13 protein-coding genes are annotated in these 14,148 nt (G+C 59.6%); 4 read left to right on the top strand and 9 right to left on the bottom strand.

The window, feature by feature from the left end; all coding sequences use genetic code 11:
* The first annotated feature begins 110 nt into the window (after positions 1-110).
* Positions 111-1,889, top strand: a complete 1,779-nt coding sequence (locus ACEN9A_RS27310; protein ID WP_258671350.1) for an acyl-CoA dehydrogenase C-terminal domain-containing protein — start codon at positions 111-113, stop codon at positions 1,887-1,889.
* A gap of 225 nt (positions 1,890-2,114) precedes the next feature.
* On the opposite strand, the gene ACEN9A_RS27305 is transcribed toward ACEN9A_RS27310, so the two are convergent.
* A complete protein-coding gene (locus tag ACEN9A_RS27305; protein ID WP_258671348.1) occupies positions 2,115-3,035 on the bottom strand; it encodes a LysR family transcriptional regulator in 921 nt (306 codons plus the stop codon).
* A 169-nt stretch (positions 3,036-3,204) separates the two neighbouring features.
* Here ACEN9A_RS27305 and ACEN9A_RS27300 point away from each other — a divergent pair, with 169 nt between their 5' ends.
* From ACEN9A_RS27300 to ACEN9A_RS27290, 3 genes are all read left to right on the top strand, one after another.
* Positions 3,205-4,488: an aspartate aminotransferase family protein gene (locus ACEN9A_RS27300; RefSeq protein ID WP_258671347.1), complete on the top strand. Its 1,284-nt coding sequence runs from the start codon at positions 3,205-3,207 to the stop codon at positions 4,486-4,488.
* A 253-nt stretch (positions 4,489-4,741) separates the two neighbouring features.
* A complete protein-coding gene (locus ACEN9A_RS27295) occupies positions 4,742-5,098 on the top strand; it encodes a type II toxin-antitoxin system RelE/ParE family toxin (RefSeq protein ID WP_258674223.1) in 357 nt (118 codons plus the stop codon).
* A complete protein-coding gene (locus ACEN9A_RS27290; RefSeq protein WP_019650317.1) occupies positions 5,091-5,411 on the top strand; it encodes a helix-turn-helix domain-containing protein in 321 nt (106 codons plus the stop codon). Before ACEN9A_RS27295 ends, ACEN9A_RS27290 begins: the two co-directional genes overlap by 8 nt.
* A 66-nt stretch (positions 5,412-5,477) precedes the next feature.
* Here ACEN9A_RS27290 and ACEN9A_RS27285 read toward each other — a convergent pair whose 3' ends face one another.
* From ACEN9A_RS27285 to ACEN9A_RS27250, 8 genes are all read right to left on the bottom strand, one after another.
* Entirely contained in the window at positions 5,478-7,301 is a 1,824-nt protein-coding gene (locus ACEN9A_RS27285; protein ID WP_258671345.1) for a S9 family peptidase, read from the bottom strand.
* Positions 7,267-8,442 carry a pyrroloquinoline quinone biosynthesis protein PqqE gene (gene pqqE / locus ACEN9A_RS27280; RefSeq protein ID WP_408981097.1) on the bottom strand — a complete coding sequence of 392 codons (1,176 nt, stop codon included), beginning with the start codon at positions 8,440-8,442 and terminating at the stop codon, positions 7,267-7,269. Before pqqE ends, ACEN9A_RS27285 begins: the two co-directional genes overlap by 35 nt.
* Positions 8,414-8,689: a pyrroloquinoline quinone biosynthesis peptide chaperone PqqD gene (gene pqqD, locus ACEN9A_RS27275; RefSeq protein WP_018928829.1), complete on the bottom strand. Its 276-nt coding sequence runs from the start codon at positions 8,687-8,689 to the stop codon at positions 8,414-8,416. The genes pqqE and pqqD overlap by 29 nt, the downstream gene beginning before the upstream one ends.
* Positions 8,686-9,438 (bottom strand): pyrroloquinoline-quinone synthase PqqC, encoded by a 753-nt coding sequence (pqqC, locus tag ACEN9A_RS27270; protein ID WP_258671344.1) that lies wholly within the window; start codon positions 9,436-9,438, stop codon positions 8,686-8,688. Before pqqC ends, pqqD begins: the two co-directional genes overlap by 4 nt.
* A 132-nt stretch (positions 9,439-9,570) precedes the next feature.
* Positions 9,571-10,482: a pyrroloquinoline quinone biosynthesis protein PqqB gene (pqqB, locus tag ACEN9A_RS27265; RefSeq protein ID WP_018928830.1), complete on the bottom strand. Its 912-nt coding sequence runs from the start codon at positions 10,480-10,482 to the stop codon at positions 9,571-9,573.
* 84 nt (positions 10,483-10,566) lie between these two features.
* A complete protein-coding gene (gene pqqA / locus ACEN9A_RS27260; protein ID WP_009045898.1) occupies positions 10,567-10,641 on the bottom strand; it encodes a pyrroloquinoline quinone precursor peptide PqqA in 75 nt (24 codons plus the stop codon).
* Positions 10,642-10,797: 156 nt separating this feature from the next.
* Positions 10,798-13,236 (bottom strand): pyrroloquinoline quinone biosynthesis protein PqqF, encoded by a 2,439-nt coding sequence (gene pqqF / locus ACEN9A_RS27255; protein WP_258671342.1) that lies wholly within the window; start codon positions 13,234-13,236, stop codon positions 10,798-10,800.
* Positions 13,237-13,343: 107 nt separating this feature from the next.
* Positions 13,344-14,138, bottom strand: a complete 795-nt coding sequence (locus ACEN9A_RS27250) for a carbon-nitrogen hydrolase family protein (protein ID WP_258671340.1) — start codon at positions 14,136-14,138, stop codon at positions 13,344-13,346.
* Positions 14,139-14,148 lie beyond the last annotated feature (10 nt).

Raw genomic sequence — 14,148 nt, 5'->3', positions numbered from 1 at the left:
AAAATGGTCATAGGCTGACCCTATGTGTCGTAAAAGTTGTTGAGGTACACTCGGACACAGCGAAATCACTATTCCTATGAACCACCTGTTTAGATCTTGCGAGGTTTGCCATGGCTGACTACAAAGCGCCCCTGCGCGATATGCGCTTCGTCCTCAATGAAGTTTTCGAGGTCGCCAAGCTCTGGGCCGAACTGCCTGCGCTCGCCGAGACTGTCGATGCTGAAACTGTCGAGGCCATTCTGGAAGAAGCCGGCAAGGTCACCAGCAAAAGCATCGCGCCCCTGAGCCGAGCGGCTGACGAAGAAGGTTGCCACTGGGCCGACGGTGCCGTCAGCACCCCGGCTGGTTTCCCACAGGCGTATCAGACCTACGCTGAAGGCGGTTGGGTCGGTGTCGGTGGCGATCCGACCTACGGTGGCATGGGCATGCCCAAGGCTGTTTCGGCGCAGGTCGAAGAAATGGTCAACTCCGCCAGCCTGTCGTTCGGTCTGTACCCGATGCTGACCGCCGGCGCCTGCCTGTCGATCAACGCCCACGCCAGCGAAGAGCTGAAAGCCGCGTACCTGCCGAACATGTACGCCGGTGTCTGGGCCGGTTCCATGTGCTTGACCGAGCCGCACGCCGGTACTGATCTGGGGATTATCCGCACCAAGGCCGAACCTCAGGCTGACGGTTCCTACAAGGTCAGCGGCACCAAGATCTTCATCACCGGCGGTGAACACGACCTGACCGAGAACATCATCCACCTGGTACTGGCCAAGCTGCCGGACGCGCCAGCAGGCCCGAAAGGTATCTCGCTGTTCCTGGTGCCGAAGTTCATGGTCAATGCCGATGGCAGCCTCGGTGCGCGCAACCCGGCGACCTGTGGTTCGATCGAACACAAGATGGGTATCCAGGCATCCGCAACCTGTGTGATGAACTTCGACGAAGCCGTGGGTTACCTGGTCGGCGAGCCGAACAAAGGCCTGGCGGCGATGTTCACCATGATGAACTACGAGCGTCTGGGTGTCGGCATCCAGGGCCTGGCCTCGGGTGAACGTTCCTATCAGAACGCTATTGAATACGCTCGCGACCGCCTGCAGAGCCGTTCGCCGACCGGCGTGCAGAACAAGGACAAAGTGGCTGACCCGATCATCGTCCACCCGGACGTGCGTCGCATGCTGCTGACCATGAAAGCCTCGAACGAAGGCGGCCGTGCATTTTCCACTTACGTGGCGATGCAGCTGGACACCGCCAAGTTCAGCGAAGACGCCACCACTCGCAAACGTGCAGAAGACCTGGTCGCACTGTTGACGCCTGTGGCCAAGGCATTCCTGACTGACCTGGGGCTGGAAACCACGGTTCACGGCCAGCAGATTTTTGGCGGCCACGGCTACATCCGTGAGTGGGGCCAGGAGCAGTTGGTTCGCGACGTGCGCATCACGCAGATCTACGAAGGCACCAACGGTATTCAGGCGCTGGACCTTGTCGGGCGCAAGATCGTCGGCAGCGGCGGGGCGTTCTACAAACTGTTCGCTGACGAGATTCGTCATTTCACCGCGACGGCCAGTGCTGATCTGGCGGAGTTCACCAAACCGCTGAACGATGCAGTGGACACCCTTGACGATCTGACCGCATGGCTGCTGGACCGGGCGAAAAACAACCCGAACGAAATCGGCGCTGCGTCGGTCGAGTATCTACAAGCTTTCGGTTACACAGCCTACGCCTACATGTGGGCACTGATGGCCAAGGCAGCCTTCGGTAAAGAAGCGCAGGACGATTTCTACGCGAGCAAACTCGGTACAGCGCGGTTCTATTTCGCCCGTTTGCTGCCGCGTATTCACTCGTTGAGTGCGTCGGTGAAGGCGGGGAGCGAATCGCTGTTCCTGTTGGATGCAGGACAATTCTGACCCTGTAGCGTTATGTAAGCATTCTCTTACGTGACGTGCTGCTGTTTTCCCATATGCGCAGATTGGATCCAGAGCTAATCTACTTCACATGGACGTCGCGCAGGAAGCGCAAAGCAACAACACGGACACGTAGGATTCTGCCAGGACGGCGGAGTGAAATGGATGTCAGGGAAACAGTCTGCAAAGCCCCGCTTCGGCGGGGTTTTCTTTTGGGCGCAAAAAAGTTCAGCTCAACCCATCCAGGGCCGTCGGGCTATGCAAGTGCTCATCCATCACCTCTTCCAGCAGCGTTCGCAACAACGCCAGCGAAGCCTGTTGCCGCTGCACATCCCGACACACCAACCCCACTTTCAGCGGCACCCGCGGCTCACTCAGTGGTTTCCACAGCAGCTCTTGGTCACCATGGGTCTTTTGTGAGCGCCCTGGCAGAACGGTCGCCAGCCGCGTGTGCGGCAGGCTGTCGAGAATCCCTGTCATGTTGTTCAACTCGGCCTGCACCTGCGGACGGCGTCCCAGGTTGGCCAATTGTGTCTGCCAGATCTGCCGTATCTGGAACTCTTCACCCAACAGCAACATGGGCAGCTCGGCGGCCTGACTCATGGAGACCTTCTTGAATTCGCGCAACGGATGGTCGGCCGGGATGACAAGGGTCAGCTCATCTTCATACAACTGCACGCCGTGCAAACCCGGCTGACGGGGCGGCAGGTAACTGATGCCGATATCCAGCGAACCATTGAGTAGTCGCCGCTCGATTTCCAGGCCGGTCAGTTCATAGATCTGCACCACTAAATGCGGCTGTGCCTTGCGCACGCGTTCGAGCATTTGCGGCACCAGGCTGGAGTGGACGGTTTGCAGCACGCCAATGGCCAAGGTTCGGAGCGCCTTGCCCTTGAAATTGCCCAAGGCTTCGCGCGCGCGTTGCAGGCCATCGAGCAAGGGCAGGGCATGGTTGTACAACGTGTGGGCCGCCAGGGTTGGCAGCAGACGTTTGCTACTGCGTTCGAACAGGCTCACATCGAGATTCTGTTCGAGTTGGCGGATCTGCTGGGACAACGCTGGCTGGGAGATTGAAAGTCGCTCGGCGGCCCGACCGACGTGGCCCTCTTCGTAGACCGCGACGAAATAACGCAGTTGTTTGAAATCCATAAGTAATACTTATCGAAAATGCTGAGAAATCGAAATGGCTCAGTGCCTTGCCTACGCCTAGTCTAACTGCATTCACAAGGCTTACAGGGCCATAAAGCACGATGAATACCGTTTACAGCGATGGTGTTTACATAGGCAAGGCAAAAAACCTCGGACGAGATTTTATCCGATGAATCTGTTCAACCTGCGACGCAAGCCACCGAGCCTTGATGACCTGGCGATGGACACTTCCCTGCCGGCCAGAAGCGACAACTTTTCCAGAGAGTGCCTGATGCCCAGTGTCGAACGGCCGAAACAGATTTTCGTGCGTGGCCAAGGCTCCTGGCTGTGGGACAGCGATGACCGCGCTTACCTGGATTTCTCTCAGGGTGGCGGCGCCAATAGCCTCGGACACAGCCCTTCAGCACTGGTCAAAGCGATTTCGGAACAGGCTCAGTCGCTGATCAATCCGGGTTTCGGACTGCACAACCGCGACATGCTCAACCTCGCCGAAAGGCTCTGCGCCAGTACCGGCAGTGACCAGGCGTACCTGCTCAACAGTGGCAGCGAAGCCTGTGAAGCGGCGATCAAACTGGCGCGCAAATGGGGCCAGCAATATCGTGGTGGCGCTTCGCGGATCATCGTAGCCAGTAAAGGCTGTCATGGCCGTAGTCTCGGGACGATTTCGGCGTCGGACAGTTCGAATCTGATCAACCGATTCGAGCCACAGCTGCCGGGCTTCAGTCCTGTTCCGTTCAATGACCTGCCGGCCTTGCATGCGGCCGTGGATGCCCAGACAGTCGCGATCATGCTCGAACCGATCCAGAGCGAGGCCGGGGTGATTCCCGCCACCGAGCACTACCTCAAGGGTGTCGAGCGCCTGTGTCGAGAGCTTGGCATTCTGCTGATACTCGACGAAGTGCAAACCGGCGTCGGTCGCTGCGGCACATTGCTTGCCGAACAGTCCTACGGCGTACGGGCAGATATCGTGGTGCTCGGCAAAGGGCTCGGTGGTGGCGTGCCATTGGCGGCATTGTTGGCGCGAGGCAAGGCCTGTTGTTTCGAAGTCGGCGAAATGAGCGGCACTCATCATGGCAATGCGTTGATGAGTGCCGCCGGGCTTGTCGTGCTCGACAGCGTGCAGGACAAGGGCTTTCTCGACCATATGCGGGAAACCGCTCAGCATCTGGGCGAAGGCCTGAGTCGTCTGGCCCATCGCTATGGTCACGGCGAATTGCGCGGGCAAGGGCTGCTCTGGGGGCTCGATCTGTCCGACGATTCCGCCGACGCCGTAGTCAAGGCCGCGTTGTATGAAGGCTTGCTGCTCAACGCCCCGCAACCCGATTGCCTGCGCTTTACCCCGGCCCTCACCGTCAGCAAGGCCAACATCGACGAAATGCTCCTGCGCCTGGCCCGCGCCTTCTCCCGCGTACGCACCGCGCAACTGCAGTGCCGCAAAGGTATTGCGGTCTGATCAGACCCGCCCTACACGAATTTCCGAACCGTCTCGCGGTATAACGCATCGCCCCACGTTTGACTCTTTTCGCGTGGGGCGTTTTTTTGTCTCTGCGTTTTGCCGAAGGCATTTCAGTGCTTGAGCGATAGCGGGATCAATGGCTTTTTAGAGGGAGTCGGCAAGGAGTGCCGGTGCCAGCGAAACAACATGGTTGTGGCGATGGCTTTGAATTCTATACCACTGGGTGGTATGTTTTGTGGAAGGGATGCCGATGTCACCGAGGTTATTCAAGACAAAGCGTTTTGCGATGCAGGCCGGTAAGGCTTGGGTCGGCGATGAAGAACTTCGGGAGGCATTCACCGAAATGCTCGATGGTCAGGCGGACAATCTCGGCGGCGGGGTCTGGAAAAAACGTTTGAATGCCAACCGTCACCGCTCAATTGTTCTGGCAAAGGGTGGGCATTATTGGATCTATCAATTGCTGTTCGCCAAGAAGGATCGAAGCAATATCAGCCTTGCGGAGCTGACTCAACTGCGGGGATTAGCCAAGGTTTATGGCACATTGACCGAGATGCAGGTCCAGCACTTGCTGGACATTGAGGAGTTTGTGGAGATATCCCATGAGTAAGAAATTCAAAAGTGACGTGTTTGAGTCGGTACACGAGTCAGCCAGTGCTTTGTATGCCATCGGTGCCATCAGTAAGGCAACCATGCGCGAATTCGACGAGTCATGCCTTGCAACGGTTCCGGACGCGATCCCGGCTGAGCAGATCAAAGCGCTACGTGAACGCAACAACGTCAGCCAGCCAGTATTTGCGCGTTATTTGAACACCAGCGCTTCGACAGTCAAGCAATGGGAGGCGGGAGCCAAACACCCCAGCGGTATGGCTCTGAAGTTGCTGAGCATTGTTCAGAAACACGGCCTGGAGATACTGGCCTGAAGCATCGCACTGAACCCTGACGAACACCGCAGGTTGATTAAATGAGGCGCTACGATTTCAGCCCACCTACTCCATCACCCGCCGATAAAACAACCATTCCTGCTCCAGCGCGTGGGCCTGGTTACCGGCCTTGCGAAAGCCATGGCGTTCGTCGGCGTAGTAATGCGCTTCGACCAGAATGCCATTGTCCTGTAGCGCCTTGACCATGTCGCGGGTCTGTTGCGGCACCACCACGGCGTCCAGTTCACCCTGAAAGAAGATCATCGGAACGCTGATGTTGTTCGCGTGTAGCAACGGAGTGCGCGCGGCGTAGCGTTCAGCGTCCTCTACCGGGTCGCCGATCAACCAGTCCAGATAATCGCCTTCGAACTTGTGGGTGACGCGGCCCAGCGCAACGGGATCGCTGACGCCATACAGGCTGGCGCCCGCACGAAAGACCTTGTGAAAGGCCAATGCGCACAATGCGGTGTACCCGCCGGCGCTGCCACCACGGATAAACGCTTTATCGCCGTCGATCAGTCCGCGCTCGGCCAGGTAGCCGACCACTGCGCAGGCATCTTCCACGTCCACGTCGCCCCAGCTCAAATGCAGCGCCTGGCGATAAGCACGGCCGTAGCCGCTGCTGCCTCGGTAGTTGAGGTCGGCCACGGCGAAGCCCCGTTGTGCCCAATACTGGATTCGCGGGTCGAACATCGGGTAGCAGGCTGAAGTCGGTCCGCCGTGAATGAACACCACCAAGGGCGGTTTCGTATCGTCGTTCATTGCCGGGTAGAAGAACCCGTGGGCCTCGCCCGAACCGCTCGGATAACGCAGGGTTTGCGGGCGGCTGATCTGATCGGCCGGCAGGGGGACAACGCCACCGGCGAGGGTCTTCACCTGACGGCTTTTGCGCTCAATGGCAATCACCGACGCCGAACTGACTGGTGAAGCAGCGATGCAGTAAATGAACTGCTCATCCTGTGCGAGATGGCGGAAGCGGCTGTAGTCGCCGATGAAATCCTCACAGGAGCCATCGCCATGACAAAGCCCCAATCGGCCAAACCCACCTTCGGTCCAACTCGCCAGATAAGTGTCTTCGCTCAGTGGTAACCAAGTGCAACCACCCAGCTGCCAAGGCGCCGGTCCATGGTCGGCGGCAGCGCTCGGAAGTGGGCTCAGTCCTTCTGTCGACTCCACCCACGGCTGCCAGAAACCGCCGCGATCGGTCAGACAATACAGACGGCCGCGATCATCGAATCTCGGTTGTTGCAGTGACTCCTGAGCACCGTCACCGGCCACACAACGCGGCTGCGCAAAGGTGTGATCGCGCTGGCGCTCGGCAACCATCAGGCGTGTTGCGGTCCAGGGCTGATCCGGGCGATTCCACTCGATCCAGGCCAGACGCCGACCGTCAGGACTCAGGGTCGGTGCCGCGTAGAAATCGGCACCCTCGGCTAGCAGATGGCGTTGGCCGTCAGCCAGATCGATTGCCACCAGGCGATGTCGATCGCGGTTCTCTTCCACCGCCAGCACTTGCCCGTTGGCGAACTGCAGATCGCCGTACCGGCATTCACTTGAAGTCAGTACCTCAGGTGTTTCATCTGACAGCGATTGCCGATACAGCTGCTGATCGGCCTCGTTGACGAATACCAGCCCGTCATCGGTCAGACAAAACGCGCCACCGCCATATTCATACACCCGGCTGCGCACACTGAAGGTGGGCGGCGTCAGACAATGCGCCTGACCGTCGCGCCACTGCCAGATCCGGCAGGCGGCATCTTCGGGGCGGTACTCGTTCCAGAACAGGCCATGTGGCCCGACCTGCAACTCGGCGAAGTCGATGCCGGCCGCGACGGCCCTGGCGGCGCTCAAGGGTTCAGCTTTTGGCGATGAGGCGTGAGTTTCGTTCATTGCGAAAGGCCAGTTGTTCAATGGTCTGGGTCGCGTGCTCGGCTTCTTCGCGGGCCTTGAGGATCACGCCGTGATGTTCCGACTTGCTGCACACCGGGTCGGCATTGCTCGCGTCACCCGTGAGCATGAACGCCTGGCAACGGCAGCCGCCGAAGTCCTTTTCTTTTTCGTCGCAGGAGCGGCACGGCTCGGGCATCCAGTCGTAACCGCGAAAGCGGTTGAAGCCAAACGAGTCGTACCAGATGTGCTGCATGCTGTGGTCGCGCACGTTGGGAAACTGCACCGGCATCTGTCGGGCGCCGTGACAGGGCAGTGCGGTTCCGTCCGGTGTGACCGTCAGAAAAATACTGCCCCAGCCGTTCATACAGGCTTTCGGACGTTCTTCGTAATAGTCCGGTGTCACGAAAATCAGCTTGCACGGATGCCCTTCGGCTTCCAGTTTCGCGCGGTATTCGTTGGTGATGCGTTCGGCGCGAACCAATTGTTCCTTGGTCGGTAGCAGGCCGACCCGATTGAGCTGAGCCCAACCATAGAACTGGCACGTCGCGAGTTCGACGAAGTCTGCCTCAAGGGCAATGCACAGCTCGATGATCCGGTCGATCTTGTCGATGTTGTGCCGATGGGTGACGAAGTTCAGCACCATCGGATAGCCGTGGGCCTTCACCGCACGGGCCATTTCGAGTTTTTGCGCGAAGGCTTTTTTCGAGCCGGCCAACAGGTTGTTCACCTGCTCGTCGCTGGCCTGAAAACTGATCTGGATATGGTCCAGACCGGCCTTCTTGAAGTCGCTGATTTTCTGCTCGGTGAGGCCGATGCCGGAAGTGATCAGGTTGGTGTAGAACCCCAGCTTGCGTGCTTCGGCGATCAATTCGGCGAGGTCCTGGCGCACCAGCGGCTCACCACCGGAAAAGCCCAACTGCGCCGCGCCCATCTCCCGTGCTTCGCGAAAGACTTTGATCCACTGCTCGGTGGTCAATTCTTTGCCTTGCTCGGCGAAATCCAGTGGATTGGAGCAGTACGGGCATTGCAGCGGGCAGCGGTAAGTCAGTTCGGCCAGCAGCCACAGCGGCAGGCCGATTTCGGGTTTGGCTGGCAACTTGCCTGACGCAGACTCAGGCAAGTTCGATCCAGTGCTGAGCACGGGCGACCTCCATGAATTGCTCGATGTCGTCACCGAGCTCGGGCACGCCGGGGAACTGTTTGTCGAGCTCGGCGATGATGGCCGCGACATCTCGCTGGCCATCGATCAAGCCGCCGATCAGCGCGGCGCTCTCATTGAGTTTGATCATGCCTTCGGGGTAGAGCAATACATGGCCCTTTTGCGCCGGTTCGTACTGGAAACGGTAGCCGGGACGCCAGGTCGGGGTTTTGCTGCGATCAAAACTCATAAGGTGATTCCTTTATGCCAGACCCGCTGTTCGGTCACGCTGTGGTACGGCGGGCGGTTCAGTTCGTAGGCCATGCTCATGGCATCGAGCATGCTCCAAAGAATGTCCAGTTTGAACTGGAGAATTTCCAACATGCGCTCCTGACTTTCTCGCGTGGTGTAGTGCTGCAGAGTGATCGCCAGACCGTGCTCCACATCCCGGCGAGCCTGGCCCAGCCGCGTACGGAAATATTCGTAACCGGCCGGGTCGATCCACGGGTAATGCTGCGGCCAACTGTCGAGGCGCGATTGGTGGATCTGCGGCGCAAACAGCTCGGTCAATGAGCTGCTGGCGGCTTCCTGCCAACGGGCCCGGCGGGCGAAGTTGACGTAGGCATCCACGGCGAAACGTACACCGGGCAGCACCAGCTCCTGGGAGCGCAGCTGATCCGGGTCAAGGCCGACCGCTTGCCCAAGACGCAACCAGGCTTCGATACCGCCGTCTTCACCGGGGGCGCCGTCATGGTCCAGCAGGCGCTGAATCCACTCGCGACGGATTTCTCGGTCCGGGCAGTTGGCCAGGATCGCGGCGTCCTTGAGCGGGATGTTCACCTGATAGTAAAAGCGGTTGGCGACCCAGCCCTGGATCTGCTCGCGAGTCGCCCGGCCTTCATACATCGCCACGTGATACGGGTGATAGATGTGGTAATAGGCGCCCTTGGCGCGTAGGGCCGCTTCGAATTCGGCGGGGGACATTGGGGTATCAGTCATTGCGGTTCTCCGGGAACAACCGGTGGATTCTTTGGTGTCTGGTCGGGCGCCTTCGCGGGTATACAGGGATAGCGCTATCCCTGTAGGAGCGAGCGGTGCGGCGATCCGACTTGCCCGCGATGGGGCCATCCGCTACAGCACAATACTCATGCCGTCATAAGCAACTTCAACTTCACGACGGGCCAGCTCCGCACGCTCTGGCGAATCCTCATCGAGAATCGGGTTGGTGTTGTTGATGTGGATAAGCACTTTGCGCTGCTTGGGCAGTTGTTCCAGCACTTCGAGCATGCCGCCGGGGCCGTTCTGCGCCAGGTGGCCCATTTCCCGGCCAGTGCGCGTGCCGACACCACGGCGCTGCATTTCGTCGTCGTCCCACATCGTACCGTCCACCAACAGGCAATCGCTGCTGGCCATGATTTTCAACAGCGGAGCATCGACCTTGCCCAAGCCCGGTGCATAGAACAGTTTACCGCCGGTGCTCAGGTCTTCGACGATCAGGCCGATGTTGTCGCCCGGATGCGGGTCAAAGCGGTGCGGCGAGTACGGAGGGGCGGCGCTACGCAGGGGCAGCGGGGTGAAGCGCAGGTTCGGGCAGGCCGGCACGGTGAAGCTCTGATCGAGTTCGATACGGTTCCAGTTCAACCCGCCGTTCCAGTGGGTCAGCATGGTGAACAACGGGAACCCGGTACTCAGGTCTTCGTGGACCATGTCAGTGCACCAGACCTGATGCGGGCAACCTTCGCGCAGGCTGAGCAGGCCGGTGGTGTGGTCGATCTGGCTGTCCATCAGGATGATTGCGCTGATGCCGGTATCACGCAGCGCGCGTCCCGGCTGCATCGGCGCGAAACTCTGGAGCTGGGCGCGGATGTCCGGCGAAGCATTGCACAGCACCCAGTTCACGCCATCATCGGAAATTGCGATGGACGACTGGGTACGCGCCTCGGCCCGCAGGCTGCCGTCGCGAAAACCTGCGCAGTTCGCGCAGTTGCAGTTCCACTGGGGGAAACCGCCGCCGGCGGCGGAACCTAGAATCTGGACAAACATGGCCGCTCCATCATTGAAAACTGAAAATAAAAACGCCCCGGCAAGCCGAGGCGTAGCACTGCATTCTCTACCAAACGGCAGAGCTTAGCGGCTTGCGAAGTACATGGTGACTTCGAAGCCGATACGCAGGTCGGTGTAAGCAGGTTTGGACCAGGACATAGGAGCGCTCCTTCAGGTGGATGGGACAGTTGAGGCCTATACATATAGTCCACCTCCAGTCGGAGATGTTCAGATAGTTAGGTGGCTATGTTACTCAAAATTACGGAGCGATTGGCTGCGAATCTTTGAGAAAGCTAATTGCAGCGCCGGTAATGATCATTTTGCCACTTGCCAACGCGTAGTCGGGCAAGGTCCGCTGGCCAGACAGCGCCAGCCACCTTCGGCCCTATTCAGTCGCTGTGCCGCGGCCAGCAAGGCTTTGCGGTCGATCATCAGAATCGCTTGAGGTAGAAGGCCCAGATAATCCGACGAGTGGCCGGCCAGTTTCCCTTGCCAGAGCAGTTCGGCGGCCTGGGCGTTGGGCAGGGTGGTGCTGTCGAATTGATCGGCCAGGGCTTGGCGTTGGGCGATGAAGGTCAGCTCATCGATGCTTTCGATCATCCCTTCCAGTTCGCCGAGGAATTGTTCGATGTGCTGCAACAAGTCCAGAGGTGCGACGCTTGGCGATTGCACGCCGAACAACAGCCCGGTCTGACCGTTGATCTGGCGCAGCCCGCTGAATACCGCGTAACCGAGTTGCAGCTCTACCCGCAAGCGTTGATAGAACGGTGTCTGGCACAGGTGTGCGAGCAAGCGCCAGGCAGCTTCGTCGGCGATGTCGTGGGTTGCCGTCGGACAAAAGAGTAACAGCGCGTGTTCGCTGGAGCCGGTATCGACGGCGTTCCAGAGATGCTGTGAGCCGATCGATAGAGGTGACGTCGATTGATGGTCCGGCGTTCCCGGCACACGACTCAAGACCAGCCCCATCGCCGCTTGCGTCTGGGCCGACAGTCCGGTCGTCAGGCCATCCCAGCGCGCACTCGACCAGAGTTGCTGCAAGTCATCCGAGGCTGCTTTGTGCTCAGCGCATAAATCGGGCAGCGCCTTGAGCAGCTGTCGAATCGGCATCAAAGGGATGGCCGTCGGTGCTTCCTGTGAGAAACGGGCATCAGGTTTTGTCAGCGCTTTTAGCACATGTTCGAGGACTGTTGGCATCGGTTCCTGCAGCCCCGTCAGTCTCAGCAGCCATTCATTGCCCGATGCGCTGAAGGAAGCGTCGACACCGGCCTGACGAGCATCTTCGTGCAACGGCTGCAGGCTGTTTTCCAGATTCGCCTGAAGGCGGCTGTGAGGTGCGGATTCCAGGCGCCAGCGCAGATAAACCGCACCTTCATCCGTGTTGTCCGGCAATGCTTGACTGAACTGCATCGGCGATCGTTCGCGGCGACTGCGCGAGCGATCCTGGGCAAAGGTCCGCAGGCCGCGGTGGGCGCTGGTCTGGCCGCGAATCAAGCCGGCATTCGGGGCTGGAGTCTCGGTACGCAAAAACGGGTTGGGAGTCGGTAGTTGCCACTGGCCGGTGAAGTTATCCACAGCGCCGATTTGTTTCAGGATTGCCTTGAGGGCGACGACGCCTTGTTCGGATAACCCCGGTTCAAGTTGCTCGCTGTCCCGTTGGGCCAGCTGCAAGGCACTGCTGACTTGCTGTTGGCGCTGTTGCAGGGCGGCATATTCTTCGCGCAATGGGGCCCAATCCTGACGGGAGGCAAAAAAGCCCAGCCAATCCAGAATCCGTTCACGGATCGCGCTGCCCGATTGCGTGGCGTTCGCGGGCAACGTGAATTCGATGTGCAGCAAGGCTTGCCCGGCGTAGCGGTAGAGCGGCGCGGCTTTCAGGTTGTCTGCCAGCCCGCTGTCTCGCAGCTGCGCCAACAGGCCGCCGGGCTTTGCGGCGGTCAGCCAATGGCACAGGAACGCCAGCGCTTCGGGCGATGAGTCGGGCAGCCCTTCGAAGGTGAACAGCAGATCCAGTCGACGTTCTCCAGCCTGTTGATAACTATTGGCCGATGAATCCATCAACAGGCTGGGCTTTGCCTGAGGGACTTTTTTACCGGCGGGAATGGCAATGGCAAACGCCTGCGCCATCCCTTTCAATTCTTCGAGACTCTGCGGGCCGGCCAGGCTCAACGTCATTTGCCCGGTCTGATAAAACTGCTGATGGAAGTCCTTCAACGCTTGCTGAAACTCGGGCTGCGGAATCGGCAGGCTGTAACGGTTGCCAGCATGAAACGCCCGTAACGGGTGAGCCGCCGAGAGCCCGTCGAACAGCGCGAATTGCTGTTGGGCTGTGGCATCCCGCGACCAGGCGACAAATTCGGCGTGCAGCACTTCCCGTTCCCGCCGCTGATCGTCCGGATTCATACGCGGATGGGCGAGCATGTCTGACAGATGCTCCAGCCCAGCGCTGAACGCCTGGGGCGGCAGTTCGAAAAAGAACTCCGTCGTCCGTTCGCTGGTGCGCGCATTCACCTGCCCGCCATGACCTTGCACATAGGCCATCAGCCCTTGTCCTGCGGGAAAGCGCTCTGTACCCAGGAACAGCAAATGCTCGAGAAAGTGCGCCAGCCCCGGCCAGGCCGATGGCACGTCGTGACTGCCGGCAGCGACCCGCAACGCAGCGGCGCCGCGCTTCAAACCGGGAGCATGACGCAGCGTCACCCGCAGACCGTTGGCCAGGGTTTCAGTGTGAAGGTGGGGGTGATTCAGCGCAGGCATGAGCACTTCCAGAACAGAGAAGCGCTAATGCTAGCGGATTAGGGGACGTTCTCAATCAGTTTCCACACTGCGCCGGGGAAACTGATTGAGAACGCCCCCTAAGTGGATCAGCGCTTGTTCAGCGCGCCGTAAAGCTCGGGACGGCGATCGAGGAAGTAGCGGTTGGCGGCGCGGGAATCGATCATCAGTTGGCGATCCAGTTCACCGACAATCAGCGATTCATCTAGGCCGGCCCGGGCGATACGGCTGCCATCCGGCGCGGCGATGCTGCTCTGGCCGCAATACTGGATCTCGCCCTCGCTCCCACAGTAGTTGGCGTAAGCCACATAACACTGGTTTTCGAAGGCCCGGGCGCGGACGGTGACGTCGGCGATGAAATCGTAGGGAATCATGTTCGCCGTCGGCACCAGGATCAGCTCGGCACCGGCTAACGCCAGACGCCGGGCGTTCTCCGGGAACTCCAGGTCGTAGCAGATCAAAAAGCCAAGCTTCCAGCCATTGAGTTCAACCAACGGAAACTCATCCGGCCCGGGGCTGAACATCGAGTGATCGAGGTCACCGAACAGATGAGTTTTGCGGTAGTTGCACAGCCGCTCGCCATTGGCGTCGATCAACTGCACGGCGTTGTAGATCTGCCCGTCCTCGGTACGCTCCGGGTAGCCATACAGAATGGCGATCCCGGTTGCTTTGGCGATGCGCGCGATTTGCTGCGCCGATTCACCGTTGTGCACCTCCGCCAGCACGCTGACGGCGTCTATGCCGATGTTGTAGCCGGTCAGGAACATCTCCGGCAGCACCAGCAAGTCCGCGCCCTTGGCCTCCAGCGCCAGTTGATGCAGGCGTTGCAGGTTGCCTGCGACATCCAGGGGCCGCGGTGGACATTGGTAAAGGGCTACGCGCATTTCGGATTCC

Source organism: Pseudomonas sp. Pseusp18 (assembly GCF_059506005.1).
This window is presented reverse-complemented; position numbering and strand designations above follow the sequence as displayed.

Coding starts and splice junctions, on each gene's coding strand:
- ACEN9A_RS27310 (WP_258671350.1), top strand. CDS start 111: ATGGCTGACTACAAAGCGCCCCTGCGCGATATGCGCTTCGTCCTCAAT.
- ACEN9A_RS27305 (WP_258671348.1), bottom strand. CDS start 3,035: ATGGATTTCAAACAACTGCGTTATTTCGTCGCGGTCTACGAAGAGGGC.
- ACEN9A_RS27300 (WP_258671347.1), top strand. CDS start 3,205: ATGAATCTGTTCAACCTGCGACGCAAGCCACCGAGCCTTGATGACCTG.
- ACEN9A_RS27295 (WP_258674223.1), top strand. CDS start 4,742: ATGTCACCGAGGTTATTCAAGACAAAGCGTTTTGCGATGCAGGCCGGT.
- ACEN9A_RS27290 (WP_019650317.1), top strand. CDS start 5,091: ATGAGTAAGAAATTCAAAAGTGACGTGTTTGAGTCGGTACACGAGTCA.
- ACEN9A_RS27285 (WP_258671345.1), bottom strand. CDS start 7,301: ATGAACGAAACTCACGCCTCATCGCCAAAAGCTGAACCCTTGAGCGCC.
- pqqD (WP_018928829.1), bottom strand. CDS start 8,689: ATGAGTTTTGATCGCAGCAAAACCCCGACCTGGCGTCCCGGCTACCGT.
- pqqC (WP_258671344.1), bottom strand. CDS start 9,438: ATGACTGATACCCCAATGTCCCCCGCCGAATTCGAAGCGGCCCTACGC.
- pqqB (WP_018928830.1), bottom strand. CDS start 10,482: ATGTTTGTCCAGATTCTAGGTTCCGCCGCCGGCGGCGGTTTCCCCCAG.
- pqqF (WP_258671342.1), bottom strand. CDS start 13,236: ATGCCTGCGCTGAATCACCCCCACCTTCACACTGAAACCCTGGCCAAC.
- ACEN9A_RS27250 (WP_258671340.1), bottom strand. CDS start 14,138: ATGCGCGTAGCCCTTTACCAATGTCCACCGCGGCCCCTGGATGTCGCA.